Source organism: Anabaena sp. UHCC 0451, from assembly GCF_034931405.1.
GTDB lineage: Bacteria > Cyanobacteriota > Cyanobacteriia > Cyanobacteriales > Nostocaceae > RDYJ01.
In genome coordinates, this window is sequence record NZ_JAYGHA010000010.1 from 51,963 (window position 1) to 77,723 (window position 25,761).

The following is a 25,761-nucleotide window of genomic DNA, read 5'->3' on the forward strand; positions in this document are numbered from 1 at the left end:
AGTCCTATATACTCTGGATGGGAATGAATTTTATAGGGTTCTGCTTTCGATAAATTAGGAGGCAGAGCCTCTGTAATGGCATTCCCAGTCGAAGACTGGGAACGAGATAATGACTAAGCTGGTTTAATGGTAACTACAGCATAAGCTTCAGGGGAAAGATATTGTTGTGCAGCTTGCATTAAATCATTTTCGTCTTGTGATTGTATATATTGGGGATAATTAAATGCTGGTTCTAAGTCACCTATTAAAGATTGATAATAGCCATATAAACCAGAGCGATCGCTTGGTGTTTCATTCCCAAATATAAACCGATTTGCTACCCGTCTTTGCACACGATCAATTTCTGATTCTTTGACTAATTCGGTTTGTAGCGTCTGCAAATGTTCAACTATTGCTGTTTCTACATCTGCTAAATTTTCTACCTCACATTTAGCAGAGATTGAAAATATTCCTTGCAGTTTATGATTCATATTACTAACAGAAATTGAGGAAACAAGTCCTTTTTCTTCTCGTAAATCATGAACTAATCTAGAGGTGCGTCCATGTCCTAAAATTCCTGCTAACACGTCTAAAGCATAAGTATCATTTAATTCTATCAATCCAGGTACTCGCCATAGCATGATTAACCTGGCTTGTTGGAGACTTTCATCAATAAATTCTCGACGGATAATTTCTGTAAATGCTGGTTCTTGATGAACTGTTAATTGCTGATTGTTAACTGTTGATTTTTGACTGTTTTTTTCAAACCCTTCAGCGATAATTTCTACTAATTCTTCAACTGGTAAATTACCTACAGCTACCGCAGTTATGGAAGATGGTTGATACCAAGTATGATGAAAATCGCGCATTTGTTGGGGTGTAACTTGGGAAATTACTGCTTCGGGACCAAGTACCGGACGACGGTAAGGTAAAACATCAAAAGCAGTTTCCATTGTGCGTCGATAAATGCGCCGTCGGGGGTTATCTTCTGAACGTCTGATTTCTTCTAAAACTACTAATCTTTCTCTCTCAAAAGCGTCATCAGGAACAGTAGGATTACAGACAACATCTATTTGCAGTGGTGCTAATTCTGCAAAGTCTTTGGGTGCAGTTGTGATATAAAAATGTGTATAATCTTGGCTGGTGGCTGCATTTGTTACTGCACCCCGTTCTTCTATGCGACGTTCAAACTCACCACTAGCTAGTCGTTCTGTTCCTTTAAATACAATATGTTCTAAAAAATGCGCCATGCCATTAATAGCATCTGATTCAACAGCAGAACCGATTTTTACCCATACATTCAGGTTAATGGCTTCTACTGGCATTTGCTCGGCGATGATGGTTAAACCGTTGGGTAGATGATGCACCTTGGGAGCATTAAGGCGTGGAGATTTCAACAGAGTTGATGTCATTGGTGGTGAGGGCGAGATATTACTTCTTATATATTACAATGCTCTTGATGGTGTTAGTAGTGGGGAAGGTTCTGGAAGTTGTGGGGGATGTTTTTCTCTAAATAATCCTATTGGCTGATTACTGATAGCTGAATGCTTACTGAGATATTTAAGTTTCTATATTATTGTATAATAGATTTATCTTTGTTTTTAAGAGGATTTGTCCATGCAAACAGAAGCAAAGTTAACACTCTATGAAACTGACTTTAATCTCTGGTTAGAACAAACCGCAATTTTCCTTAAAGAAGGCAAATTAGAACAATTAGATATTGAAAATTTACTTGAAGAAATTGAAGGGATGAGCCGTAAAGAAAAAGATGCTTTAGAAAGTAATCTAATTCGGGTACTTCAACATTTACTCAAGTGGAAATATCAACCAGAAAAACGCTCTCCTAGTTGGTCTTATACCATTATTGAACACTCTCGCAGATTAAACAAAGCCTTTAAAAATAGTCCTAGTCTCAAACGTCACTTTGATGCTTTATTTGATGAATGTTACCATGAAGCTTGTAAAGCTGCTGCTGTTGAAACTCAACTTCCTTTAACTACTTTTCCTGAATCATGTCCTTTTATAAAATCGGATATTTTGGATGTTAATGTTGATGATTATTTGATTGAATAATCTTGCAAGCATATTCGGGCAGGCAAGATGCCCACCCCACAAGAATTAAACCACTAAATTATGATCAACTTTTTGCCATTGGTGGAAATACAGAAATGCTTTTTGGTGCTTCAGAAGAAGTTAAGAATTTCTCTACCAACAATTGTTGAAAAGTGTTTACAGAAACTTGCCAATTACTAATTATTTGTTGCAAGTCTTGAAGTTTTTCCGTTGGCGTATTTCCTAATAAGGAATAGTTGTAGTTACCAGAGAACAAAATTGCAGGTGCTACTTTATCAGGAAACTGTACATTTGCTTGGTTAATACTTAAATTCATTATTCCTCGTTGCAAAGCATAACTTAATTGCAAGGAAGCATTAACTTTTGCTCCTGCAAATTCCTGCCATGAACCAGGTGCTAAAAGTTTACCATTGATGTATTGATATGCTTCTGCATCGGAGTTGAAAGTTACAAATCCTCTGGGGTTAATTCCCACTCGCTGATATTCCACTTGGGATAGTTTTTCTACTAGCTGTTGAGTAATTTTGGGGATTTGAATTTCTGCTAATTGTTTTGTACCTATTGCCTCAACTATTGTGACATTATTAGGCTGGGCAACAATTCCTACACCCGTTTTATAAAAAAGCTGGACTACAACATTGTTAAAAACTGGCTCTCTGGCTAATTCCCAATCTGCGGGAACAATACCAGTATATTTCAAAAAGTCAGGGGTCATCACTGTGGGATTCAGATTTTTAGCGGTAATGGCGATCGCTAATTCCTGGATTTCAAAATTTTTACTCATGTTTAATTCTGCCTATTTTTATCACAGCAGGAATACTGTATTACCAAAGACAAGTATAAATGTTTTACAACACAATTCTTTCGTCACTCCAACACTGCTCTATTTAATTTAAAATTATGAGTAGTAATATTAAGAATTGTAAAATTAAGTCTCAATGCCTAGTCTATCCCTTCACAAAAACCAATCCCGCGTCATCGTCATCGGTGCGGGAATAGGTGGACTCACGTCCGCAGCATTATTAGCACATAGAGGTTATAGCGTCTTAATTCTCGACCAAGCTTTAGTCCCTGGTGGTTGTGCTTCCACCTTTAAACGTCAGGGGTTTACCTTTGATGTCGGTGCAACTCAAGTCGCAGGTTTAGAACCAGGGGGAATTCATCACCGCATTTTCTCAGAATTAAATATACAACTACCTGAAGCTACTCATTGTGATCCAGCTTGTGCGGTTTTTCTTCCGGGAGAAAATACACCTATTAATGTTTGGCGAGATCCTGAAAAATGGCAAGAAGAAAGACAAAAGCAATTTCCAGGAAGTGAACCATTTTGGCAATTATTAGCCACTTTATTTAATGCTAGTTGGGAATTTCAAGGACGAGATCCCGTTTTACCACCCCGGAATTTATGGGACTTGTGGCAGTTAACAAAAGCTGTGCGTCCGAGTACATTTATTACTGCACCTTTTACCTTATTTACTGTTGGGGATGCTTTAAGATTATATGGTTTAGGAAATGACAAAAGACTGCGGACATTTTTAGATTTACAACTGAAGTTATATTCCCAAGTGAGTGCGGAAGAAACAGCTTTACTTTATGCAGCTACAGCATTGAGTGTATCTCAATCACCCCAAGGATTATATCATTTACAAGGGAGTATGCAAGTATTGAGCGATCGCTTGGTAGAATCTTTAGCAAGAGACGGTGGTAAATTATTAATGCGTCACACCGTTGAAAAAATCAAAGTTGAAAATAACCAAGCTAATAGCGTAGTTATTAGAAATCAAAAAACCGGGGAAATTTGGACAGAAACCGCAGATCATGTAATTGCTAATGTTACTGTTCAAAACCTAGTAGAATTATTAGGTGAAAAAGCACCTTCTGGATATAAACAAAGAGTAGAAAAATTACCACCTGCTTCCGGTGCATTCGTGGTTTATATCGGTGTTGATAAGAGTGCAATTCCTGATAATTGTCCACCCCATCTACAATTTTTATATGATGCTAATAGTCCAATTGGTGAAAATAATTCTTTGTTTGTATCTGTCAGTCATGAAGGAGATGGCCGCGCACCAGAGGGAAAAGCGACAATTATCGCTTCTTCTTTTGTTGATTTTACGCAGTGGTGGAATACCGAAAACTATCAAGAATTAAAAGATAAATTCACTCAAGATGCAATTTCCAAACTTTCCCAATATTTCTATTTAAAACCAGAAACTATCATTTATGTAGAAGCTGCCACACCTAAAACCTTTGCTCATTTTACAGGTAGAGAAAAGGGAATTGTTGGTGGAATTGGTCAAAGAATTCCTACCTTTGGACCCTTTGGTTTTGCTAATCGTACTCCAATTAATAATTTGTGGTTAGTTGGTGACTCAACTCATCCAGGAGAAGGTACAGCAGGGGTAAGTTATTCAGCTTTAACAGTAGTTAGGCAAATTCAAGCGCAAAATTGAGGTGAAGTAAATGCAAACCCTCATTAGACTCAAAATAGAAAAATGTATTGTTAATAAAAATTGCTAGTTGTAATTATTGGCAACCAGTAGGGAATGATTAGCTTTATATGCTAACTGGAGAAAAAAGCTATATGTCCACTGACAACACCAATGATTTACAAGACTTAACATTAGAGCAGTTTTTGAATAATTCACAAGTACAACAAGCTTCAGATGTGCATATAGCTATTGGTGATGTTCCTTATTTTCGCATCCAAGGAACATTACAAGCAATTTCCGGCTTGGTGATAGATGAATTGACGTTTTGGAATTGGGCTGAAAGTGTTTTCAATGTTAATCAAATTCAGCAAATAAAATCTGGTTCTCTGGTCAATCTATTTTATGAATATCCTTTTGGTAATGTTTCTGTTTCCGGTTTTATGACTTTACAAAATGCTGTGATGACAATTAGGTTTTTGCCTAGCAATATTCCTTCAGTTGATAAGTTAGGAATTCCTAAAGCATTACAAAATGTTTGTCATAATTCCCAGGGATTAATTTTAATAACTGGTGTAATTGGTAGTGGTAAAACTACAACTTTAGCCAGTCTTGTAGATTATATAAATCAGGAAATGATCCGCAAAATCTTCATTATTGAAGATAGGGTTACTTATCTATATCAAAAACATCAATCTTTAATTAATCATTTGGTGGTAGGAACACATATTCCTAATATTATTGAGGGAGTGCTAACAGCATTAAAGAATGATGCAGATGTGATTGTGTTGACTGAGTTAAGCGATCGCTCTAATGTTGATATTGCACTACGCGCTGCCCGATCTGGTACTCTAGTCTTAGCTTGTTTGCAAGCTGGTAGTGCGATCGCTACTATTCAAGAATTATTTACTCTTTATAATACCCAAGAACAGGATTTTATTCGCTTCCGTCTCGCTAATAGTTTACAAGCCATTATTTCTCAAAGATTAGTCCAGACCCTCACAGGTCACTACAAACGTGCAGCTATTCATGACCTTTTGCTGATCAATGATACTGTTCGTAATTCTATTTTAGAAGGTAGAATACAGGATGTATTCACAGTTATGCAGCAAGGTGAAGAACTGGGAATGTGTACTTTTAAAAATGAATTGCAAAAGTTTTTAAAATCCGAGCGAATTACTCAGGAAGTTTTTGCAGAAACCTTACAGAAACTTAATTGCTGAAAAAATCTAAGTAGGTTGGCGTTGAAAATTGTCGTTATGACAAGGGAACAGGGAACAGACAAGAGGTTTTGGGCAACTTTACTTTTTGTTGCATACTTCGGTTTTTCTCTGTCCACCTACTTACCTTATCTTCAGATGTATCATTCAACAAAAAAAAGGGCTGATTTAATACAGTCCCTTTTTGCTTAATTATTAATAGGTTAAAGTTTTTCTCTTCACCAACCACCAATTACTCATTACCGATTACAACCCATCACTAATTGATGATGGAGATGGTTCAGCTTCAGGTAAAGACTCAAGCGATGGTGTAGGTGATATCCGAGGCAAAATAAATTGTCTCCAGGTTCTAATTTGTTCTTGAGCATCTCTGTAAGCAGAACTACCACGGGGAATTAACCTAGCGGTGGCAATGCTTTTAGGAATATCAAACTCACTTTGAGAACGTGCCATTTGTAACAACTGTTGACTCCATTGATCAATAGCCACATTCGCATCCATTCGTAAAACGTTGCGGTTAGAAACCCGGTCAGCTAACCGTATCGCTTCAGCTAAAGCTTCTGGTGTGCCAGTAATTGCTACTTCTCTGGCTTTTCTCCAGTTTTCTCTAGCGCGGATTTGTTCTTGCCAACTATCGACAGCTGTTTGTGCTTCACTAGCAAGCGCCCTTCCTGATGAGGCAATTTTTTGAGCTTCCCTGACAGCTGTGTTTAAATCACCACTATCAGCGATAATCCTTGCCTGATCTAAATAAGGTTGGTCTTGAATTCGTTGCACTTTAGCAGTCCAAGTGCTAATTTTTTTCCGTGCTTCTGAATGCAATGCCCGACCAGAACGTACTTGACTTGCCTCTGCGATCGCAGCTTGCAAGGAGTTAATATCATCCAATAGAGCTATTTGTTCAGCCCGGTCTAAATAAGGTCTATCTTCAATAGACTCTACTTGTCCACGCCAGCGATTCATCTCCTGTCTAGCTTCTGAAGCACGGGGGTTGCTATTGGGAATCATCTGCGCTTCAGAAATGGCCGCAGTTAAATCATTGATTGTGCCTTGACTCGCTAGAGTTCGCGCTTTTTCTAACCGAGAAACATCTTCAATTTCTAATTGCCAACCCGCAATCAGTTGTTGTGCTTTCTCATACACTTCCCTGGAAGCATCAATTTGTTGGGCTTGAGAAATGGCGGCTTCTAAACCAGAAACCGTACCTATCCAAGCACTCCTTTGGGCTTCACCTAAAACAATAAAATCATCAATTTCTGATTGTAATGAAGCAATAGGCGGAATTTGTCTGGCAATTTCCAATGCTGCATCCGCATCTCGTCTATTAATCTTAGCTTGTGCTAATTCAAGAATCTTACGCCCAAATTCAGGAATCAATTCCTGAGCTTTTTGATATAGGTAACTATCCGCATTAATCGAATTAGCTAATTTAATAGCTGCCAAAACATTATCTACTGAACGACTTTTTGCTAAACCTTCAGCTTTGTAGAGTTTATCCCCATCTTCCCGCGCTGTTACAATGATGTTATTTAGTTCGTCGTATTTGGTAGTTGCCCAATATTTATTATTAACACGCAGCAATTTGGATGACAGCATAAAAGCTGATTGCCAACGTCTTTCTCCCAGTTCTTTTACTGATCCTTGGTAGATTTCTTCTGCCTTTGACCAGATAGACTGCCATTTGCTAATTTGCTCTTCTACTATTTTACGAACTTCCAGGTCTTCAGGAACTTGGCGAGCAGTAGCGATCGCTTCTTCTAAATTCCCCGATTGGAAACTCTGATCAGCTAATCGCAAAATATCCCGTGACCACTCCTCTAACAAACCATTAATTTGTCCCCTGAGTGGGTGATCTTGGGGTAATTCTCTCACGAGTGCGATCGCTTGCAATAAATCGTTCACATTCTGCTTAGAAGCTGCTAGGGAAGCACAGTGTAAACGTACAGACGCACTAGCCAAAGGCCAAAATATTTTGGGACAATTTGGTGCTGATGGCAACTTCAGTAACATTGACATGGATATAAATCCAATGCCGCTGGGAATCAAAGTTAATACAATTGACCACAGTATCCAGCTTTTCATCCACCGTGGTAGTTTATCAGTTATACTACTGATGTAAAAAGATTTTTCTGAATCTTTTTTTATAGGTAATCCTTCTGTATTGTTCTCTTGTTGCTGCATCACGGATTTAAAATTAGAACCAGTAGTTGGGACACCAGATGGTTGAGTTGTCCCGACTTCTGGAGTTCGGGATAATCTTGTATTTTGATCTGGCTTTCTGGCTCTGGCTGGAGACCAACTATCTGAAATATCCCGTTCTGTCATCTCTCACACCAAAGTAATTAAATAGCAGTTTTGATCAAACTGATAATTCTATTTTTGCCATAGTAACTGTCTTTCTCGTCATCAAGCAGCTATTTTTTTCATTTTCTATCTCCCTACACAAATATCATTTATATTTCTGGATTTTAGTAGTATTTCACACTTATTCTGAAAGGGTAGCTTCCTTTTGTAAATCAACAATTAATTGTGATAGATTATCACTACTTGCTTGATAAACATTGCCACAAAAATCACAAGTTGCTTCTGCACCATCATCCTTAATAATCATGTCTTGCAGTTCTGCTGCTCCCAGAATTTTCAATGCTCCCAGCACTCGATCAAAGGAGCAACCACAGTGGAAGCGCAACATTTGACTCTCTGGGAAAATTGTCAGTCCCATATCTCCGAGTAAATCACCAAAAATCTCAGTCAGCGTCTTCCCCGCTTGCAACAAAGGAGTGAAACCTGATAAAGCAGATACTCTTGATTCTAGCGTGGCTACTAAGGCTTCATCTCTAGCAGCTTTAGGTAAAACTTGGATCAGTATCCCCCCAGATGCTGTCACTCCACCTGCTCCCACAAACACACCTAAAACTAAAGCTGAAGGTGTTTGTTCTGAATTTACTAGGTAATGAGCCACATCATCACCAATTTCCCCAGAAACAAGTTCAACCGTACTAGAGTAAGGATAGCCATAACCAATATCCCTAACCACATAGAGATATCCACTACCCACTGCACCGCCAACATCTAGTTTGCCTTTATCATTAGGAGGCAATTCTACAGATGGGTTTTGCACATAGCCCCTAACCGTGCCATCTGACCCTGCATCTACCAATATACCACCTAGAGGTCCATCACCCTTGACTCGGACATTGACCCTAGAGCCAACACGCTTCATACTGGAAGCCATTAATAAACCTGCTGACATCGTTCTTCCCAGTGCGGCTGTAGCCACATAGGACAATTTATGACGTACTCGCGCTTCCTCAGTTAAGCGTGTGGTAATCACACCAACTGCTCGAATACCACCATTTGCTGCTGTAGCCCGCATTAATTGATCCGCCATGAAAATCCTTACAATTCTTAACAAGTTGACTTTATATATTGTAAGTTCTCTGGGGAGCAGGGAACAGGGAACAACGAACAGGGAATAGGGATAAATTTTACCAATTACCAATTACCAATTACTAATTACCCATGTTAGGCACTTTTCAACAAAGCCAACTGCGAATCGAAATTGAAGCATCATCTGATGCTATTCACGATAGTCTGTTAATTCCTGCACAACTGCAAAAATGGCTACTAGGACAAAGTTTTTCCCCTGGAATGCCGGAAAAATTAACATCTGGATTGGATTTTACTACTTCTACCGGACCTGTTCAAATCCATCATCACGTAGATGTAGCTAAAAATAATTGTTTGCGGTTGCTACTCAGTGGTGGAATTGATGGTTTTCATGAGTGGTACTGGGGTGAAGGTTGGGTCCAGTCTCGTTTGGAAGGAATATCAGTTTTACCTTTGAATTTGGGTCAAACTGTCAGTTTATTGAGTTTGCGGGAGTTTTTGCGGGGTAAAAAAGGGTAATTCTCACGCAATCTCCATTAGGAGATCCCGCAGGGTAGACGCAAAGGCGCAAAGGGTGGGTCAAACATCAAAAGATTTTTGATATCTGACTCACTCAGTTAGAAATTACAATTTTGCTCATCGGATATTATTAAAAGCGAATAATTTGTTTTTGATGAATATATTCAGAATACATATCTATTGGGTGCGATCGCTCTCTTTTAGGTTTTAGATAAATTTCAGTTATGTAAAAATTAAAATAGTTTAGGATTTTATAACTCCCAAAGTTTCCCCCTTTATATTTCCTTAATAATTAATTGAGAATTATTTTTATTTATCAACGGTATTGCAATACTTTTGGCGATCTGCTATGATTTATGAGAATTTGTAATTTCCCTTATTGTGCCTATTTTTAAGACTGCGTTTACAGCAGCAGATTGAAAGCCTTTATTTATAAGTATTTCAGAACTCGCAAAACTGAACATCTGAGAAAATTTGAGCAAGTTATCAAGATTTCCTGACAGGAGAATTACAAATATTTGATGCTGTTGTTTGCGGGTTGGAATTTGGGGTATTGACAAAAAAGATATTTTATGGTATTCAGCCTGGATTAGTAAAAAGAATAAATGGGAAGTAACAATATTAACTATTTTCTATTTTCAGTGAATGAGAATGAGAAAAGCGTTAGCGAGGCTTACCGTTCGCGTAGCGTGCCGAAGGCATAGGTATCGCTTTTTTGATGTGAAGGTGGCTAGAGGCTAGAGAGCGATCGCTCCGTAGGAATCGCACTCACTCCATAATCTCAGATATAAAACTTAGCCATGCAGTTTAGCAATATTAAATCCTGATTGAGTAAAAAACAGATTACAGATATTGACGTTATAATTTTCTTAAATCAAAATTAGTTAAACAATTAAAAAGCAGCTAGAAATTATGAAAGCCTTAGAAGTTACTGGAAAAATACATGAAGGACAATTAACCTTAGATTATCCTTTAGAAATTGATAATATTAATGCTGTTAAAGTAATTATTCTTTTACCAGAAGCAGATGATTATGATCTTGATGATACTCCCATTGAAGAAATAAAAGAGAGTTTAACTAGGGCTTTTGAGGAAGTAAAATCTGGTAAAGCTAGACCTATTTCTGAATTATGGGAGAGAATTGAAAGTGAATGATATAGATGATATCTCAGTTAAATTTTCTCCTGAATTTGAAAAACAATTGTATAAGTTATCAAAACGATATCGTAAAATTCGTGATGATATTGAACCTGTTATTTTACATTTGCAGGAAGGAGAAATAATAGGCGATGCCTACGGCGAGCGCAGCTAACGCTTGGTAGGGTTAGGAGAGGAATATGAAGTTTATACAGAAAAGCGATCGCTCTTTTGAAGTCAACGTGGCTAGAGGCTGGAGAGCGATCGCTGTAAGTCAATATTCAATTTTTGAAGATTAGCTAGAAACACGGTAAATTAAATTTCTATCTAGCTAACCACAGATGATTTTTTGCGATTTTTGATGATTAAAGTTCCAGCAGCACCAACAACAAGTAAACCCAAGGTATTTGATGATTCTGGCACTTTTTTAGTTGTCTTTCCATAAATGAGAGACATGATGTCATTACCACATTCAGGAGACCATAAAGCAGTAAATTGACCGTCAGGAAGTAAAGAAGAATCAAAACCAACTGCTATAGTGTTGTAACCTTCCCGTCCAATGAAACTAGAATCATAACCAAGATTTTGCAAAGCATTAGCATCCAAAAGATTGATATTGCCTTTCAAATCTCCAGAAGCAATAACATTGAGAATATGTTGACTAGAATCAATCTGAGAAGTATTTAATGCTAAATCTCCCATTGAGGGTGTTCCCCCGTTGTTTTGTACATGATTATGATATGCTCCTACATTTGCTAGAGCTAGTCCATTAGCTGTCGTCACAGATTTAGCAATAACATTCTCATAAAAACCTAAAGAACTAACTCCCGCTGCATTGTTCAAAACCAGGTGTATTGCTCTCAAATTACCCTTTTCACTGGCTACATTAAAACTATCTGTAGTAGAGTTGATCAGAATATCACCTAAAGCTACGATACCATCATCAGCATAGGCAGAAGTAGTTCCTTCTAAGGGAAGTTTAGTTGAAATCACAAAAATAGATTGACCATTTTGTTGACCATAAGCCATACCAGCAATTTCATATTTTGTGCCACCGACATCATTACCAGTAATACTATCAGTCAGAGAATCAAAAGCATAATACCAGTTGTTATGTACAGTACCAGCGCGAACTGCTTTTACATTGAGAAGAGATAGAGTAAGTCCAGCTATAATTACACCTGTTGCTTTAAGAATAGTATTCATGTTCATGACCTCAATTTTGCTAATTACAGTTAAGAAAACCGTAGGGTATATTAGGCTGAACACCGCAATGCACAGCAGGGGATCAAGATAATTTCTTACTTTGTTAACGCACCCTACGATTGTTGGATAATTTATTTTTTGGTTTTCTCTAAAGGGATCAGTAAAACCCTAACGTTTTCTATAATTAGAACAATTGGCAGCCTCTTCACGAGTTTTGCAATGATTATTGAACATCATATTTTTGCCACACCAAGTACAGGTAGAGGCGGTGGGAGAAATTAAAACGTCCTCTTGTGATGGTATTGTTGGAGATTCCGGTTTGGTCAGAAGTTCTACTTTCATCGTCATTTTCCTTTGTTGAATAGAGTAAAAGTGAATTAATTACTCAGGTTTTTACTGTGTTATCACCCATAACAAGACTGTATTCAAATCTCAAAGCTTTGTCAGTAGGAAAAAGTAGGGAATTTGTATAAAAAAAATAGTGGGTAAAAGTAGGTTTTCGTTGGTTTTGTGGGTAAAAAATGCTAAATTTACTGAATATCCAATAAAAATGAACTTAAATTCTGCTACCTAATGAATATTGATGACGCTTTAAAATTTACTCAAAGTCTAATTGAAAACCACACTAAAAAACTTCTCAATGATTCACAGATGACTGTATTGAGAGGTTGTTTAGAAGGTAAAAGTTATAGAGAGATATACGATTTATACAAAATTAGCGAAGATTACAGTAAAGAAATCGGTTCTGATTTGTGGAAAATACTATCTGAGGTTTTGGGTGTAAAAGTTACCAAAAATAATCTCAGGAATGTAATAGAACAACATTTACCTTCTGAAAAACAGAAAATATCTGATTCTAAAATATTACCCAAATGTAATGATGAATTACGTGATTTTGTCGGACGTGATGCAGCAATTAATGATATTAATGATCGCATTAATGAAGGCAAAAAAATCATCGTCATCAAAGCCGCAGGTGGAGTTGGTAAGTCAACTTTAGCCAAGCAATATCTATATCAAAACTTTGAGTTAGTTTTACCACTAGAAATGGCGAAAGATACAGAAAATATTACCGCTGTTGAAAGTGTAGTTGAAGAATGGCTAAAGCAACATTTTAAAGAAGAACCTGGAAGAGAATTTGGAATTACTTTATCAAGATTAAAAACACAATTACAAACTCGCAAAGTCGGAGTATTGATTGATAACTTAGAACCTGCACTAGATGAACGAGGGAGATTTGTTGAAAAACACAAAGGTTATGTAAGGTTATTGGGAATTTTGGCTGATTCAAATGTGCAATCTGTCACTCTAGTTACCAGTAGAGAACGCTTATGTGATGACCGTGTGAATGGTATTTATCATTATCCTTTATCTATGTTGGATGTAACCGCATGGAAAGAATTTTTTACATCTCACAAAATTGAAATTGATACTCCTTCATTGGAAGCAATGTACAAAGTTTATGGGGGTAATGCAAAAGCAATGGATATCCTCTTGGGGGTAATAAGAGAAGATTATAAAGGGGATATAGCCGCTTATTGGCAAGAAAATTCTACTTTAGTAGAAACGGAATTAAAGAATTTAGTTAAAAGTCAATTTAAACGTTTAGAAACTTTAGATACAGAAGCATATAAACTACTTTGTCGGTTGGGATGTTTTCGTTATCAGGATGTACCCAGAGTTTCTATAGATGCGCTATTAGCTTTATTATGGGATGTTCCTCAAGAGAAGCGAAGAGATGTAATTAAAGCTTTGAAAAATCGGTGTTTAGTTGAATTTGAAAAGGGAGAATATTGGTTACATCCAGTAGTTAGAGAACAGGGGATAGAGAGATTGAAAGGAAGTGGAGAATGGGAAGAAGTAAATCGTAAAGCGGCTGAGTTTTGGACTGAGAGTGTGAAGAGTGTTGAAACTATAGAGGATGCACACAAAGCTTTTGAAGCTTATTATCAATTTTTAGAAATTAATGATTTTGATCGGTCTGCTGGAGTAATTGTAAAAGGACGATATAATAAATGGTCAGAAAGTGAACTTCTTGGTCGCTCTTTCTATAGACTTAATCTTTTAGATAAAATGATTCGATCTATCAATTGGATAATTAATCAAGTTATTGATGAATATTATTTAAGTAGATGCTATAATATATTAGGGGATTTGTATTGGCTAACTGGCAAAATTCACAAAGCGATAGAATGCCATAAGAGTTCAGGATTTATAGCTATTAATTTTGTAAAATCTATCGATGTAAAAACAAAAGATATTGAATTAAGTTATAGTTGGGAAACTCTGCGCCAATCTTATTTTTTAAACATGGGTCTTTGTAAAATAGATTTAGGAGATTTAGAAGCAGCAGAGATTTTTTTTCAAAAACTTAAATTAGCTTCAGAAATAGTGGATGTAAAAAAAAATACTGTTTGTGCTTACGTCGGTTTAGCATTTATTAATTCCTGCTTAGGATTTAAAGAAGAAGCTTTATTTTTCACCAAAAAAGCAGCTATTGAAAGGAAAATAAAATTAGGCACATGGACAACAGGATATAGATTAATTTTTTTAGGAATAACATATAAAAATTTAGAAAACTTTACAAGTTCTTTTGAAATGTATATCAGAGCTATTGCCTACTCTGAAGAAAGTAACTATACTCAAGTCAAAGCAAAAGCACTTACTGGTTTAGCAGAACTATATCGAATACAGGATGATTTTAAAAAAGCACTTTCCCATCATTCAGAATCAATAGAACTATTAGATAAAATTGGTGCTAAATATGATTTAGCAGAAGCATACTACCAACTAGGTTTAACATATCAAAAAATGGGTGAAATCGAAAATAGCAACACCAACTTTAACGAAGGTATCCGACTATTTAACGAAATGGAAGCACCCAAGCAAGTTGAGAAAGTGGAAAAAGCCAAAAGAGGAAATATTGATTAACCCAATGCAGATTAAAATCATGTATATGTATCGCATTTGTAAGGGTTTAGCAATGCTAAACCCTTACCCATAATGTTTTTACGATATATTTAATTTTCTCCAAGAGATTGCTCAAACTATTTCCAAACTTAAAACATCTGCGGACATATCCGCAACTAATCGCATAATCTTCAACCATTGACTACCAAGTAAAACTTCTGTAATTTCCTCACCACCGTAAACCGGAATTTCCAACTCTCTTCCGTCAATGCGTACCTTTCCTAAATAAATCCTAAAAGTCTTGATTCCCTGCGCTGTTTTTAATGGTCTTTCTCGCAAAAAACGCCAACCTAATGCTTCTAAATCTTGGGAATTAACAGCAAGTAGTTCTGTAAAACCAGTATCTAACATAGCGATTACTGGTAATTCTAAACCATCAGCAGTAATTAAATCAATTTCAAAAAAAAGCTCCCCATCACTACCAAAACTACCTACAATCATATTTTCCCAGCTACACCCGTTTCATTAATCAGAAAGATAAATGGTATAGCATTTGGATGTTTTTGCAAACACATTTGAGTCACAACTTCTTCATTTTGATCAATAAAATAATCCCCACTTTCTGAATCAACTGCCATAAACCAGTTATAATGATTTTTAATCAATTCTGGCTGCAATCTTTCAAAAATCACTCTACAGCGTTGATGATGATTTTCTAAATTATCTCTATAAAGATGTTTCTGATCTTCTGTCCACTGAATTTCAGGAAATAATCTACCCCGACGTACTTTTTGATGAGATTGAGTTTCTATCATATTTTATAGCTCCTAGATATTTATATCATAAATCATCCAACTCTATCAAGAAATGGAAGCACCCAAGCAAGTTGAGAAAGTGGAAAAAGCGAAAAGAGGAAATAAATATTGATTAACCAAATGTAGGGATTTAGCATTGCTAAACCCCTACTACATTCTTAATTACAAATTACAAATTACAAATTACTTACCCGGTTTCACCACCAATACTGAACAATTAGCCTCTTCCATTACTTGAGTGCTAACCGAACCCTGAACAATTCTCTTCATCCCCGTTAAACCACGACTACCAATCACCACTAAGTCAGTTTTATAAATATTGGCTAGTCTAATAATTTCATCCGCAGGATCACCAGTTACTAATTCTAACTCGCTTTTGACTGACAATTGTTCCTGGTATGATTGCAGCTGCTTTTCAATATGGAAATAAGCCGAATTTGGTGAGTCTGGATGAGGACGATCAGCGGGTAATTCTATTTCTGACTCTGGAGTAGGAAATACATGACAAAAAATAACTTTGGTGTTTGACGACAGCACCAAATCACCTAAAGTCTGAATTACTCGTTCAGCAATTTCCGAGCCATCCAGAGCTACTAAAATAGTTTTTAACACCGCTTTTGTCTCCTCAAGAGTAGACCCCTTAAATTATCACATCAGGAATTGTATTGGCGTGAACACCAACAATTTCCCAAATGTGAGTTTTAGTTTGCTAAAGTCACAAACCTACTATTATTAACTATGGAGTAGCTGCTGTCAACCGCATTCAGGAAAAATAAGCATTCTAAATTACTCTTCGTCCTCAACTCGCCTTCTTACTGAATCAGCATGGGAAGGCAAACCTTCAGCTTTAGCTAAAGTGTCAATTGCACCAGCCACTTTCCCCAGTGCAGTAGGTGAGTATTGGATAATACTAGAGTGTTTGAGGAAAGTTTCTACACCCAATGCAGAAGCATAACGGGCTGCACCGGAGGTAGGTAAGGTATGGTTAGGACCTGCCAAATAGTCTCCTACAGCTTCTGGTGTGGAATTACCCAGGAAAATAGCCCCAGCATGACGAATCTGAGAAATTAAAGCCCAAGGATCTTGAACTTCTAATTCTAGGTGTTCAGGAGCAAATTCATTTGAGAGTGCTGCTGCTGCTTCTAGAGATTCGACAACGACAATTAAGCCGTAATGCGCGATCGCTTTTTCTGTGTCTATTCGTCTTGGGTGATCTACCAGTTGTCTATCTACAGCTACTTGGACTTTTTTCGCTAAACCCGCATCTGTGGTCAACAAAATCGCTGCCGCCATCGGATCATGTTCAGCCTGTGCTAACAAATCCGCAGCAACGTGGGCAGGATTAGCTGTTTCATCAGCAATAATCAGCACTTCGCTAGGACCTGCTAAAGAATCAATCCCCACAGTGCCGTAAACTAGTTTTTTGGCTAAGGTGACATAAATGTTACCAGGTCCACTAATCACGTTCACTTTAGGAATTGTTTCTGTCCCATAAGCTAAAGCAGCGATCGCTTGAGCGCCCCCAATGCGATAAATTTCTTCTACCCCAGCTTCCTGGGCAGCTACTAAGACTGCTGGATTAACTGCTTTACCTGCTCCTAGTGGTGTTACCATCACTACACGAGGTACACCTGCTACTTTAGCTGGTATAGCATTCATTAGCACTGTACTGGGATAGGAAGCCCGACCTCCAGGAACGTATAAACCTGCCCGATCTACAGGAGTATAACGTTTACCCAGTACCACTTCATCATCGCCAAAGTGTACCCAGCTTTTTGGGACTCGTTGACGGTGAAACGCTTCAATTTGGCGACAAGCCAGCTGAACAGATGCCAACAAATCCTTTGATACCTGTTGGTAAGCTGCATCCAGTTCTGAACCTGTCACCCTCAGTTCTTCGGCTTGCAAGGTTTGGTGGTCAAATTCGGCTGTGTAGTGCAGTACAGCTTTGTCGCCTTGGCGCTTGACTGCTTGCAAAACCTCCCGCACTGTTGCTTCTTTGTGAAGAACCTGTTCATCGTGGGTGCGTTCGCAGATACGTTGTAGTTCGGATTTAACGTCTGCCTGCTGAGTAATAATTCGCAGCATGGAGTAAGGACAATGCCAAAATAAGAATGTTCCCGTTTGATCATTAGTTGGGCTTTTTACCCGCAGGATATCCAGCTTTCCCTAACTCTCTTCTCTAGCTTAACCTGCATTTTTTTGATACTCCCAGGATTGCCATAGATGATTTGCTCTCATCAGGAGGATTTATTGATTTCATCCCCACTAACTAGCAGGTCAGGTGCTGGTAGTTAATGCTTTGGCAACCTGGGTATTTTATGGCCAGCAATCTATTTTAACTTACCTTTGGGGGTTAAAGTCCCCTGCTTCTACAAGCAGCGGGTTTTGCGTCGAGGTAAAATCCCCGTTGCAAAACGTAATTCTAAATTCTAAATTCTAAATTCTGCATTCTTTTAACTTATTTCCCAGCTTGATTAGACATCTACAATGCTGACTCTCTTCAGCGTTTCCCCTTCAGGATCATCTGCCAGTTAAATTTTTTCTATAAAGTATAACATTGGCAATTTTGGTGCTATATTAGTAAGTCTAGTAGTGTGTGTACATATTAATTAATAGTCTTTTTGGAATTGACTGTGGCTAATACAAAATCTGCTCTTAAACGCGCCCAAATTGGAGAACGCAATCGACTCCGTAACAAAGCATATAAATCAGCAGTAAAAACGCTGATGAAGAAATACTTTACTGCTGTTGAAGTCTATGCGGCTAATCCTACTCCAGAATCAAAACAAGAATTAGAGGCTCGTATGTCTGAGGTTTACAGCAAAATTGATAAAGCTGTAAAGCGAGGTGTGCTACATCCCAACAACGGGTCTAGGAAAAAGTCAAGGTTAGCTAAAAAACTCAAACCCCTGACCCAAACAGCATAGTAGTCGTTAGTCATTAGCTAAGAGATTAATGAGCTACCCTATCCCCAGTAATGACTCCTGACTCCATCATGCAACTAGTAGACACCCACGTACATCTCAACTTTGATCTATTTCAACCAGATTTAGCAGCAGTGCGATCGCGTTGGCAAGACGCAGGGATAGTACGTTTAGTACATTCCTGTGTTCATCCCGAAGAATTCGCCAGCATTCAAACTCTAGCTCACCAGTTTCCCGAAATCAGTTTTGCCGTTGGTTTGCATCCTTTAGACGCAGCCAAATGGAATCACCAAACAGCAGAGAAAATCAAATCTCTAGCCAGTTCCGATTCTCAAGTGGTAGCAATCGGGGAAATGGGGTTAGATTTTTATAAGGCAAATAACTATGAACAACAGTACATAGTATTTGAGACGCAACTAGCGATCGCTTCTGAACTTAATTTACCAGTGATAATTCATTGTCGTGATGCAGCACCACAGGTAAGAGAAGTATTGCAAAAATGGCGGGAAATTCAAGGAGCAAGAGTGCGGGGTGTCATGCATTGTTGGGGGGGAACACCGGAAGAAACCCAATGGTTTCTCGATTTAGGCTTTTATATCAGCTTCAGTGGTACTGTAACCTTTAAAAATGCAAAAACCATACAAGCATCAGCTGCAATGGTGAGTAGCGATCGCCTACTGATAGAAACAGATTGCCCGTTTCTGTCTCCCACACCCAAAAGAGGCGAAAAACGTAATGAACCGGCTTATGTAAGTTATGTAGCCGAACAATTAGCCAAAATCAGGGGGGAAACAATAGAAGCGATCGCCCATCAAACCACAGAAAACGCCTGTAAATTATTCGGTCTGTCATTATAAGATGGCTATGAATCCACCAAGTCAATAGCCTGTTTTTCTGTATAGTGTTATCAAAAACACTTTTTGACACTTAATTTTTAAGCATTACCTGGAGTAAACCTAGTAATTTGCAAAAATTAAGACTCTCGGAGGACAAAACTGTGCTAATATTATTCCCTCCAAAACATTTTACTTGCGTCATAATGATAAAGGAAGGAATTTTGAAATAACAGCTAAAAAATGCTAGTTATAGTCAGTATAAAATCTAGCTGGTTGGGTACTAGTAATTCTTGAGTAAGATAAAAACCCAAATTTCACGAACATCTAAAATATCTCTACAAGCAGATGCTCTCAACAGATAACAAACCCTGGCAGCCTAGTTTGATATGGACGTTTGCACAACAGTTTATCTCTGTGTATAGAACTATAGAAAATTATAAAAAGTTAAGAGCCTTAGCCTTGTGACTAAAATTCAGCAAACTAAATCCATCCTGATTCAGCGCCACATCTGGCGGATTCTTCATTTTTGGGATCTCACTGTGAGTATAGATGAGGTGTTTTAAAGATACAACAGTGTGGATGTGCATAAATTAATGAACGGGTTGTTTGGGAGGGAAAGTGAGAAAAACAAATCAAACTCAGGAAGATATCAATCATCTCTGTCTTGTTGAGTTCATCCCCACACTGAATTTTAGCCATCGAAAGCTAATCATCAAGGGCGGTAATTCATTGAGAAAAAGCGCCCATTCCAAATAAATTGCTGCTGAAAACCCGTACCTGTAAACAGCAGGTGATGTCAGGAAAAGTTAACCAACACCTGCATACACAAAGCTAGAGTCGGGAAAATTACCACAGCATTATCCAAGCGAAAGTTTAACCAGGTTGACAAAGGTAGAGGCATGACTAACGAATCATATATGGAACCCGCCTTTCTGTTGCCCGACTTGATTGAAATCCAGCGTTCAAGCTTTCGCTGGTTTTTAGAAGAAGGGTTAATAGAAGAGTTGAACTCCTTTAGTCCAATTACAGACTACACAGGAAAATTAGAACTGCACTTTTTAGGTCATAACTATAAACTCAAAGAACCCAAATATAGTGTTGAAGAATCTAAACGGCGGGATAGCACTTATGCAGTGCAAATGTATGTTCCCACTAGACTCTTGAACAAAGAAACAGGGGATATTAAAGAACAAGAAGTATTTATAGGCGATCTGCCTTTAATGACAGATAGAGGTACGTTTATTATTAACGGAGCCGAGCGGGTTATCGTCAACCAAATTGTGCGATCGCCAGGAGTTTATTACAAATCAGAAACCGACAAAAACGGTAGACGGACATATTCTGCCAGCTTAATCCCTAACCGGGGAGCATGGCTGAAATTTGAAACCGACCGTAACGATTTAGTGTGGGTACGCATTGACAAAACCCGCAAATTATCAGCACAGGTACTACTCAAAGCACTAGGTTTATCAGACAACGAAATTTTTGATGCCCTACGCCATCCAGAGTATTTCCAAAAAACCATTGAAAAAGAAGGGCAATTTTCCGAAGAAGAAGCCCTGATGGAGTTGTATCGCAAACTGCGTCCTGGTGAACCACCCACAGTGTTAGGTGGACAACAGCTACTAGACTCCCGTTTCTTCGATCCCAAACGCTACGACCTGGGAAGAGTAGGCAGATATAAACTCAACAAAAAACTCCGCCTCTCCGTTCCCGACACCTTGAGAGTTCTTACCCCTGGAGACATCTTAGCAGCCGTAGATTATCTGATCAACCTAGAGTATGACATCGGCAGCATTGACGACATTGATCACCTCGGAAATCGCCGAGTTAGAAGCGTAGGCGAACTACTGCAAAACCAAGTCAGAGTAGGGTTGAACCGTTTAGAGCGGATCATTAGGGAAAGGATGACGGTATCCGATGCCGAAGTTCTCACCCCTGCTTCCCTAGTTAACCCCAAACCCCTAGTAGCAGCAATCAAAGAATTCTTTGGTTCCAGCCAACTGAGTCAGTTCATGGATCAAACCAATCCCCTGGCAGAACTGACCCATAAACGCCGACTCAGTGCCTTGGGTCCAGGTGGTCTCACCAGAGAAAGAGCCGGCTTTGCTGTTCGGGATATTCACCCCAGTCACTATGGACGCATCTGCCCTATTGAGACACCGGAAGGACCAAACGCCGGATTAATTGGTTCATTAGCTACCCATGCCCGTGTTAACCTCTATGGATTTCTAGAAACTCCATTTAGACCAGTAGAAAACGGACGAGTCTGCTATGAAAAAGCAGCAGTGTACATGACTGCGGATGAAGAAGATGACCTGCGGGTAGCACCTGGAGACATCCCAGTAGATGAAAACGGACACATTCAGGGACTACAAGTACCAGTCCGCTATCGTCAAGAATTCTCCACCACCACCCCCGAACAAGTAGACTACGTAGCAGTTTCCCCAGTACAGATAGTTTCAGTGGCAACCAGCATGATTCCCTTTTTGGAACATGACGACGCTAACCGGGCGCTGATGGGTTCTAATATGCAACGGCAAGCAGTACCTTTGCTCAAGCCAGAACGACCCTTAGTAGGTACAGGCTTAGAAGCTCAAGGTGCAAGAGACTCAGGAATGGTAATTGTTTCCCGAACAGATGGAGACGTTGTGTATGTAGATGCTGCGGAAATTCGGGTGAGAGTCAGAGAAAAAGCCATTGCTAGTGGGGAAGAAAACAGCAACACCAAACCCCAGGAAGTGAGATATGTGTTGTCTAAATATCAACGTTCCAACCAAGACACCTGCCTGAACCAAAAACCACTGGTTCGCATTGGCGAAAAAGTCATCGCCGGGCAAGTTTTGGCAGATGGTTCTTCCACCGAGGGCGGGGAACTGGCACTAGGACAAAACATAGTCGTGGCCTATATGCCCTGGGAAGGCTACAACTACGAAGACGCGATTTTGATTTCCGAGCGACTAGTGCAGGATGACATTTATACCTCAATTCACATTGAAAAATTTGAAATTGAAGCCAGACAGACCAAGCTCGGACCCGAAGAAATCACCAGAGAAATTCCCAACGTGGGGGAAGATGCCCTCAGACAATTGGATGAACAGGGAATTATTAGAATTGGAGCCTGGGTGGAAGCCGGAGACATTCTAGTGGGAAAAGTCACGCCTAAAGGGGAATCGGACCAACCACCGGAAGAAAAACTGCTCAGGGCAATCTTTGGGGAAAAAGCCCGTGACGTGCGGGATAATTCTCTGCGAGTTCCCAATGGGGAAAAAGGCCGGGTGGTGGATGTACGTTTGTTCACCAGAGAACAGGGGGATGAACTGCCACCAGGGGCAAATATGGTAGTGCGGGTGTATGTGGCACAGAAGCGCAAGATTCAAGTCGGTGACAAAATGGCAGGGAGACATGGCAACAAGGGGATTATTTCCCGCATTTTGCCAGCGGAAGATATGCCCTATTTGGCTGATGGTTCGCCGGTGGATATTGTGCTGAATCCTTTGGGTGTACCCAGCCGGATGAATGTGGGACAGGTGTTTGAATGTTTGTTGGGCTGGGCTGGTCACAATTTGGGAGTGCGGTTTAAGATTACTCCCTTTGATGAAATGTATGGTGAAGAATCTTCCCGCCGGATTGTCCATGGCAAATTGCAAGAAGCTAGGGATGAGACGGGGAAAACCTGGGTATATAACCCGGATGATCCGGGTAAGGTAATGGTTTATGACGGACGCACTGGTGAACCATTTGACCGTCCGATTACGGTGGGTGTGGCCTATATGCTGAAGCTGGTGCATTTGGTGGATGACAAAATTCATGCTCGTTCCACTGGTCCTTATTCTTTAGTGACTCAACAACCTTTGGGTGGTAAGGCGCAACAGGGTGGACAAAGGTTTGGAGAAATGGAAGTGTGGGCGCTGGAGGCTTTTGGTGCGGCCTATACTTTGCAGGAATTGTTAACAGTCAAGTCTGATGATATGCAGGGTAGAAATGAAGCTTTGAATGCCATTGTCAAAGGTAAAGCTATTCCCCGTCCGGGAACACCGGAGTCGTTCAAGGTGTTGATGCGAGAGTTGCAATCTTTGGGTTTGGATATTGCGGTGCATAAGGTGGAAACCCAAGTTGATGGCAGTTCTTTGGATGTGGAGGTTGACCTGATGGCAGACCAAGCTGCTCGTCGCACTCCACCCCGTCCTACCTATGAGTCTCTTTCTCGTGAGTCGTTGGAAGAAGAGGAGTAGGAATTTAGAATTTAGAATTTAGAATTTAGAATTTAGAATTTAGAATTTAGAATTTAGAATTTAGAAAATAAAAATATTCTCAATTCTCTTAATTTTAAATTCTCAATTCTTTTCAATTCTGCATTCTTCATTCTAAATTCTAAATTCTCTTCATTCTTCATTCTCAATTCTTCATTCTAAATTCTTATGAGATCAGTTCAATCTAATCAATTTGACTACGTAAAAATCGGCATTGCTTCGCCGGAACGGATTCGGGCTTGGGGTGAACGCACTTTACCCAATGGTCAGGTGGTGGGTGAGGTGACAAAGCCAGAAACCATCAATTACCGGACTCTGAAGCCAGAGATGGATGGTTTGTTTTGTGAGCGGATTTTTGGACCAGCTAAGGATTGGGAATGCCATTGCGGTAAGTATAAAAGGGTGCGTCACAGAGGCATTGTCTGTGAACGCTGCGGGGTGGAGGTGACGGAATCACGGGTGCGGCGGCACAGGATGGGGTTTATTAAGCTGGCTGCACCTGTCGCTCATGTGTGGTATCTCAAGGGCATCCCCAGTTATATTGCTATTTTGCTGGATATGCCGCTGCGGGATGTGGAGCAAATTGTTTATTTCAATTCCTACTGCGTGTTAGCTCCTGGTAATGCGGATACTCTGGTATATAAACAACTGTTGAGTGAAGACCAGTGGCTAGAAATTGAGGATGCTATTTACAGCGAAGATTCCCAACTGGTGGGGGTGGAAGTAGGCATTGGGGCAGAGGCGCTGTTGCGATTGTTGGCAGATATTAATCTGGAACAAGAGGCGGAAAATCTGCGGGAAGAAATTGGCAACGCTAAGGGGCAGAAGCGAGCTAAGTTAATTAAACGGCTGCGGGTGATTGATAATTTTATTGCCACTGGTTCTAAGCCAGAGTGGATGGTGATGTCGGCTATTCCGGTGATTCCTCCAGATTTGCGCCCGATGGTGCAGTTGGATGGGGGGAGATTTGCCACTAGTGATTTAAATGATTTATACCGTCGGGTAATTAACCGTAACAACAGGTTAGCGAGACTGCAAGAAATTTTGGCTCCTGAGATCATTGTCCGTAACGAAAAACGGATGTTGCAAGAAGCGGTAGATGCGTTGATTGACAATGGTCGGCGGGGTCGGACGGTGGTGGGAGCAAATAACCGCCCGTTGAAGTCCCTTTCAGACATTATTGAGGGTAAACAAGGACGATTCCGGCAAAACCTGTTGGGTAAACGGGTAGATTATTCAGGGCGGTCTGTAATTGTGGTGGGACCCAAGCTACAAATCCACCAATGTGGACTGCCCAGAGAAATGGCCATTGAACTGTTCCAGCCCTTTGTGATCAATCGCCTGATTCGTTCCGGCATGGTGAACAACATCAAGGCAGCGAAAAAACTGATTTCTCGCAATGACCCCAGCGTGTGGGATGTGTTGGAAGAGGTGATTGAGGGACATCCGGTGATGTTAAACCGAGCGCCCACACTGCACAGATTGGGAATCCAGGCTTTTGAGCCAATTTTGGTAGAAGGGAGAGCCATTCAACTGCACCCTCTGGTATGTCCGGCTTTCAATGCTGACTTTGATGGCGACCAAATGGCGGTTCACGTGCCTTTGTCGTTGGAGAGTCAGGCGGAAGCGCGTTTGTTGATGTTGGCTTCTAATAACATTCTGTCTCCAGCTACGGGTAAGCCTATTGTTACTCCTAGTCAAGATATGGTGTTAGGGGCATATTACCTAACTGCGGAAAATCCTGGGGCGATGAAAGGAGCGGGAAAATATTTTGCTTCCATGGATGATGTAGTGATGGCCTATCAACAGGAAGTGATTGACCTTCATGCTTATATTTATGTGCGGTTTGATGGAGAAATGGAAACCAGTCAACCGGATATTGAGCCGTTAGAGGTGATTGAAAACGAAGACAAGACCCGGACTTTGTTGTATAAATTCCGCCGAGTCCGTCAAGATGCCCAGGGTAATTTGCTTTCTCAGTATATATACACTACTGCTGGTCGGGTGATTTATAACCAAGCAATTGAAGAAGCATTAGCAAGCTAGGTGAATGAAGAATTTAGAATT

The 25,761-nt window shown here is 39.6% G+C and carries 20 protein-coding genes; 11 read left to right on the plus strand and 9 right to left on the minus strand.

Features of this window, described 5'->3' with window-relative positions; all coding sequences use genetic code 11:
* Window positions 1-113: 113 nt before the first annotated feature.
* Window positions 114-1,391, minus strand: coding sequence for a pitrilysin family protein (locus tag VB694_RS08890; protein WP_323359949.1), 1,278 nt, complete (start codon window positions 1,389-1,391; stop codon window positions 114-116).
* Window positions 1,392-1,596: 205 nt separating this feature from the next.
* Between VB694_RS08890 and VB694_RS08895 the strand changes: the two genes are divergently transcribed.
* On the plus strand, window positions 1,597-2,052 hold the full coding sequence (locus tag VB694_RS08895; RefSeq protein WP_323359950.1) for a DUF29 domain-containing protein: 456 nt from the start codon (window positions 1,597-1,599) through the stop codon (window positions 2,050-2,052).
* 64 nt (window positions 2,053-2,116) lie between these two features.
* Here the strand turns inward: VB694_RS08895 and VB694_RS08900 are convergent, their stop codons facing one another.
* Entirely contained in the window at window positions 2,117-2,836 is a 720-nt protein-coding gene (locus VB694_RS08900) for a hypothetical protein (RefSeq protein WP_323359951.1), read from the minus strand.
* Between the two features lie 154 nt (window positions 2,837-2,990).
* Here VB694_RS08900 and crtD point away from each other — a divergent pair, with 154 nt between their 5' ends.
* Window positions 2,991-4,505, plus strand: a complete 1,515-nt coding sequence (gene crtD / locus VB694_RS08905; protein WP_323359952.1) for a C-3',4' desaturase CrtD — start codon at window positions 2,991-2,993, stop codon at window positions 4,503-4,505.
* Between the two features lie 131 nt (window positions 4,506-4,636).
* Window positions 4,637-5,704, plus strand: a complete 1,068-nt coding sequence (locus tag VB694_RS08910; RefSeq protein WP_323359953.1) for a type IV pilus twitching motility protein PilT — start codon at window positions 4,637-4,639, stop codon at window positions 5,702-5,704.
* 243 nt (window positions 5,705-5,947) lie between these two features.
* Here VB694_RS08910 and VB694_RS08915 read toward each other — a convergent pair whose 3' ends face one another.
* Together VB694_RS08915 and hslO are read right to left on the minus strand one after the other, a co-directional pair.
* Window positions 5,948-8,026: a chromosome segregation ATPase gene (locus tag VB694_RS08915; RefSeq protein ID WP_323359954.1), complete on the minus strand. Its 2,079-nt coding sequence runs from the start codon at window positions 8,024-8,026 to the stop codon at window positions 5,948-5,950.
* A gap of 160 nt (window positions 8,027-8,186) precedes the next feature.
* On the minus strand, window positions 8,187-9,092 hold the full coding sequence (gene hslO / locus VB694_RS08920) for an Hsp33 family molecular chaperone HslO (RefSeq protein WP_323359955.1): 906 nt from the start codon (window positions 9,090-9,092) through the stop codon (window positions 8,187-8,189).
* A gap of 131 nt (window positions 9,093-9,223) precedes the next feature.
* Here hslO and VB694_RS08925 point away from each other — a divergent pair, with 131 nt between their 5' ends.
* The 3 genes from VB694_RS08925 (at window position 9,224) to VB694_RS08935 (ending at window position 10,922) form a co-directional block, all read left to right on the plus strand.
* Window positions 9,224-9,610, plus strand: coding sequence for a hypothetical protein (locus tag VB694_RS08925; RefSeq protein WP_323359956.1), 387 nt, complete (start codon window positions 9,224-9,226; stop codon window positions 9,608-9,610).
* A gap of 912 nt (window positions 9,611-10,522) precedes the next feature.
* Window positions 10,523-10,765 (plus strand): hypothetical protein, encoded by a 243-nt coding sequence (locus tag VB694_RS08930; protein ID WP_323359957.1) that lies wholly within the window; start codon window positions 10,523-10,525, stop codon window positions 10,763-10,765.
* Window positions 10,758-10,922: a hypothetical protein gene (locus VB694_RS08935; RefSeq protein WP_323359958.1), complete on the plus strand. Its 165-nt coding sequence runs from the start codon at window positions 10,758-10,760 to the stop codon at window positions 10,920-10,922. The genes VB694_RS08930 and VB694_RS08935 overlap by 8 nt, the downstream gene beginning before the upstream one ends.
* Window positions 10,923-11,074: 152 nt before the next feature.
* Here the strand turns inward: VB694_RS08935 and VB694_RS08940 are convergent, their stop codons facing one another.
* Window positions 11,075-11,953 (minus strand): XDD3 family exosortase-dependent surface protein, encoded by an 879-nt coding sequence (locus tag VB694_RS08940; RefSeq protein WP_323359959.1) that lies wholly within the window; start codon window positions 11,951-11,953, stop codon window positions 11,075-11,077.
* A 573-nt stretch (window positions 11,954-12,526) separates the two neighbouring features.
* Between VB694_RS08940 and VB694_RS08945 the strand changes: the two genes are divergently transcribed.
* The gene (locus VB694_RS08945; RefSeq protein WP_323359960.1) at window positions 12,527-14,884 is read left to right on the plus strand and encodes a tetratricopeptide repeat protein; all 2,358 of its coding nucleotides are present in this window, start codon (window positions 12,527-12,529) and stop codon (window positions 14,882-14,884) included.
* Window positions 14,885-14,995: 111 nt separating this feature from the next.
* Here VB694_RS08945 and VB694_RS08950 read toward each other — a convergent pair whose 3' ends face one another.
* The 4 genes from VB694_RS08950 to hisD form a co-directional block, all read right to left on the minus strand.
* Window positions 14,996-15,364 carry an aspartyl protease gene (locus tag VB694_RS08950; protein WP_323359961.1) on the minus strand — a complete coding sequence of 123 codons (369 nt, stop codon included), beginning with the start codon at window positions 15,362-15,364 and terminating at the stop codon, window positions 14,996-14,998.
* The gene (locus VB694_RS08955) at window positions 15,361-15,678 is read right to left on the minus strand and encodes a hypothetical protein (RefSeq protein ID WP_323359962.1); all 318 of its coding nucleotides are present in this window, start codon (window positions 15,676-15,678) and stop codon (window positions 15,361-15,363) included. Before VB694_RS08955 ends, VB694_RS08950 begins: the two co-directional genes overlap by 4 nt.
* A 183-nt stretch (window positions 15,679-15,861) precedes the next feature.
* Window positions 15,862-16,290, minus strand: coding sequence for a universal stress protein (locus VB694_RS08960; RefSeq protein ID WP_323359963.1), 429 nt, complete (start codon window positions 16,288-16,290; stop codon window positions 15,862-15,864).
* Between the two features lie 174 nt (window positions 16,291-16,464).
* Window positions 16,465-17,766, minus strand: a complete 1,302-nt coding sequence (hisD, locus tag VB694_RS08965; RefSeq protein ID WP_323359964.1) for a histidinol dehydrogenase — start codon at window positions 17,764-17,766, stop codon at window positions 16,465-16,467.
* A gap of 548 nt (window positions 17,767-18,314) precedes the next feature.
* On the opposite strand from hisD, the gene rpsT reads away from it, so the two are divergent.
* From rpsT to VB694_RS08985, 4 genes are all read left to right on the plus strand, one after another.
* Complete coding sequence (gene rpsT / locus VB694_RS08970) at window positions 18,315-18,608, plus strand: 30S ribosomal protein S20 (protein ID WP_323359965.1); 294 nt, start codon at window positions 18,315-18,317, stop codon at window positions 18,606-18,608.
* 68 nt (window positions 18,609-18,676) lie between these two features.
* Window positions 18,677-19,462, plus strand: a complete 786-nt coding sequence (locus VB694_RS08975) for a TatD family hydrolase (protein ID WP_323359966.1) — start codon at window positions 18,677-18,679, stop codon at window positions 19,460-19,462.
* Between the two features lie 878 nt (window positions 19,463-20,340).
* A complete protein-coding gene (gene rpoB, locus VB694_RS08980) occupies window positions 20,341-23,676 on the plus strand; it encodes a DNA-directed RNA polymerase subunit beta (protein WP_323359967.1) in 3,336 nt (1,111 codons plus the stop codon).
* Window positions 23,677-23,862: 186 nt separating this feature from the next.
* Complete coding sequence (locus VB694_RS08985) at window positions 23,863-25,740, plus strand: DNA-directed RNA polymerase subunit gamma (RefSeq protein WP_323359968.1); 1,878 nt, start codon at window positions 23,863-23,865, stop codon at window positions 25,738-25,740.
* The last annotated feature ends 21 nt before the right edge of the window (window positions 25,741-25,761 follow it).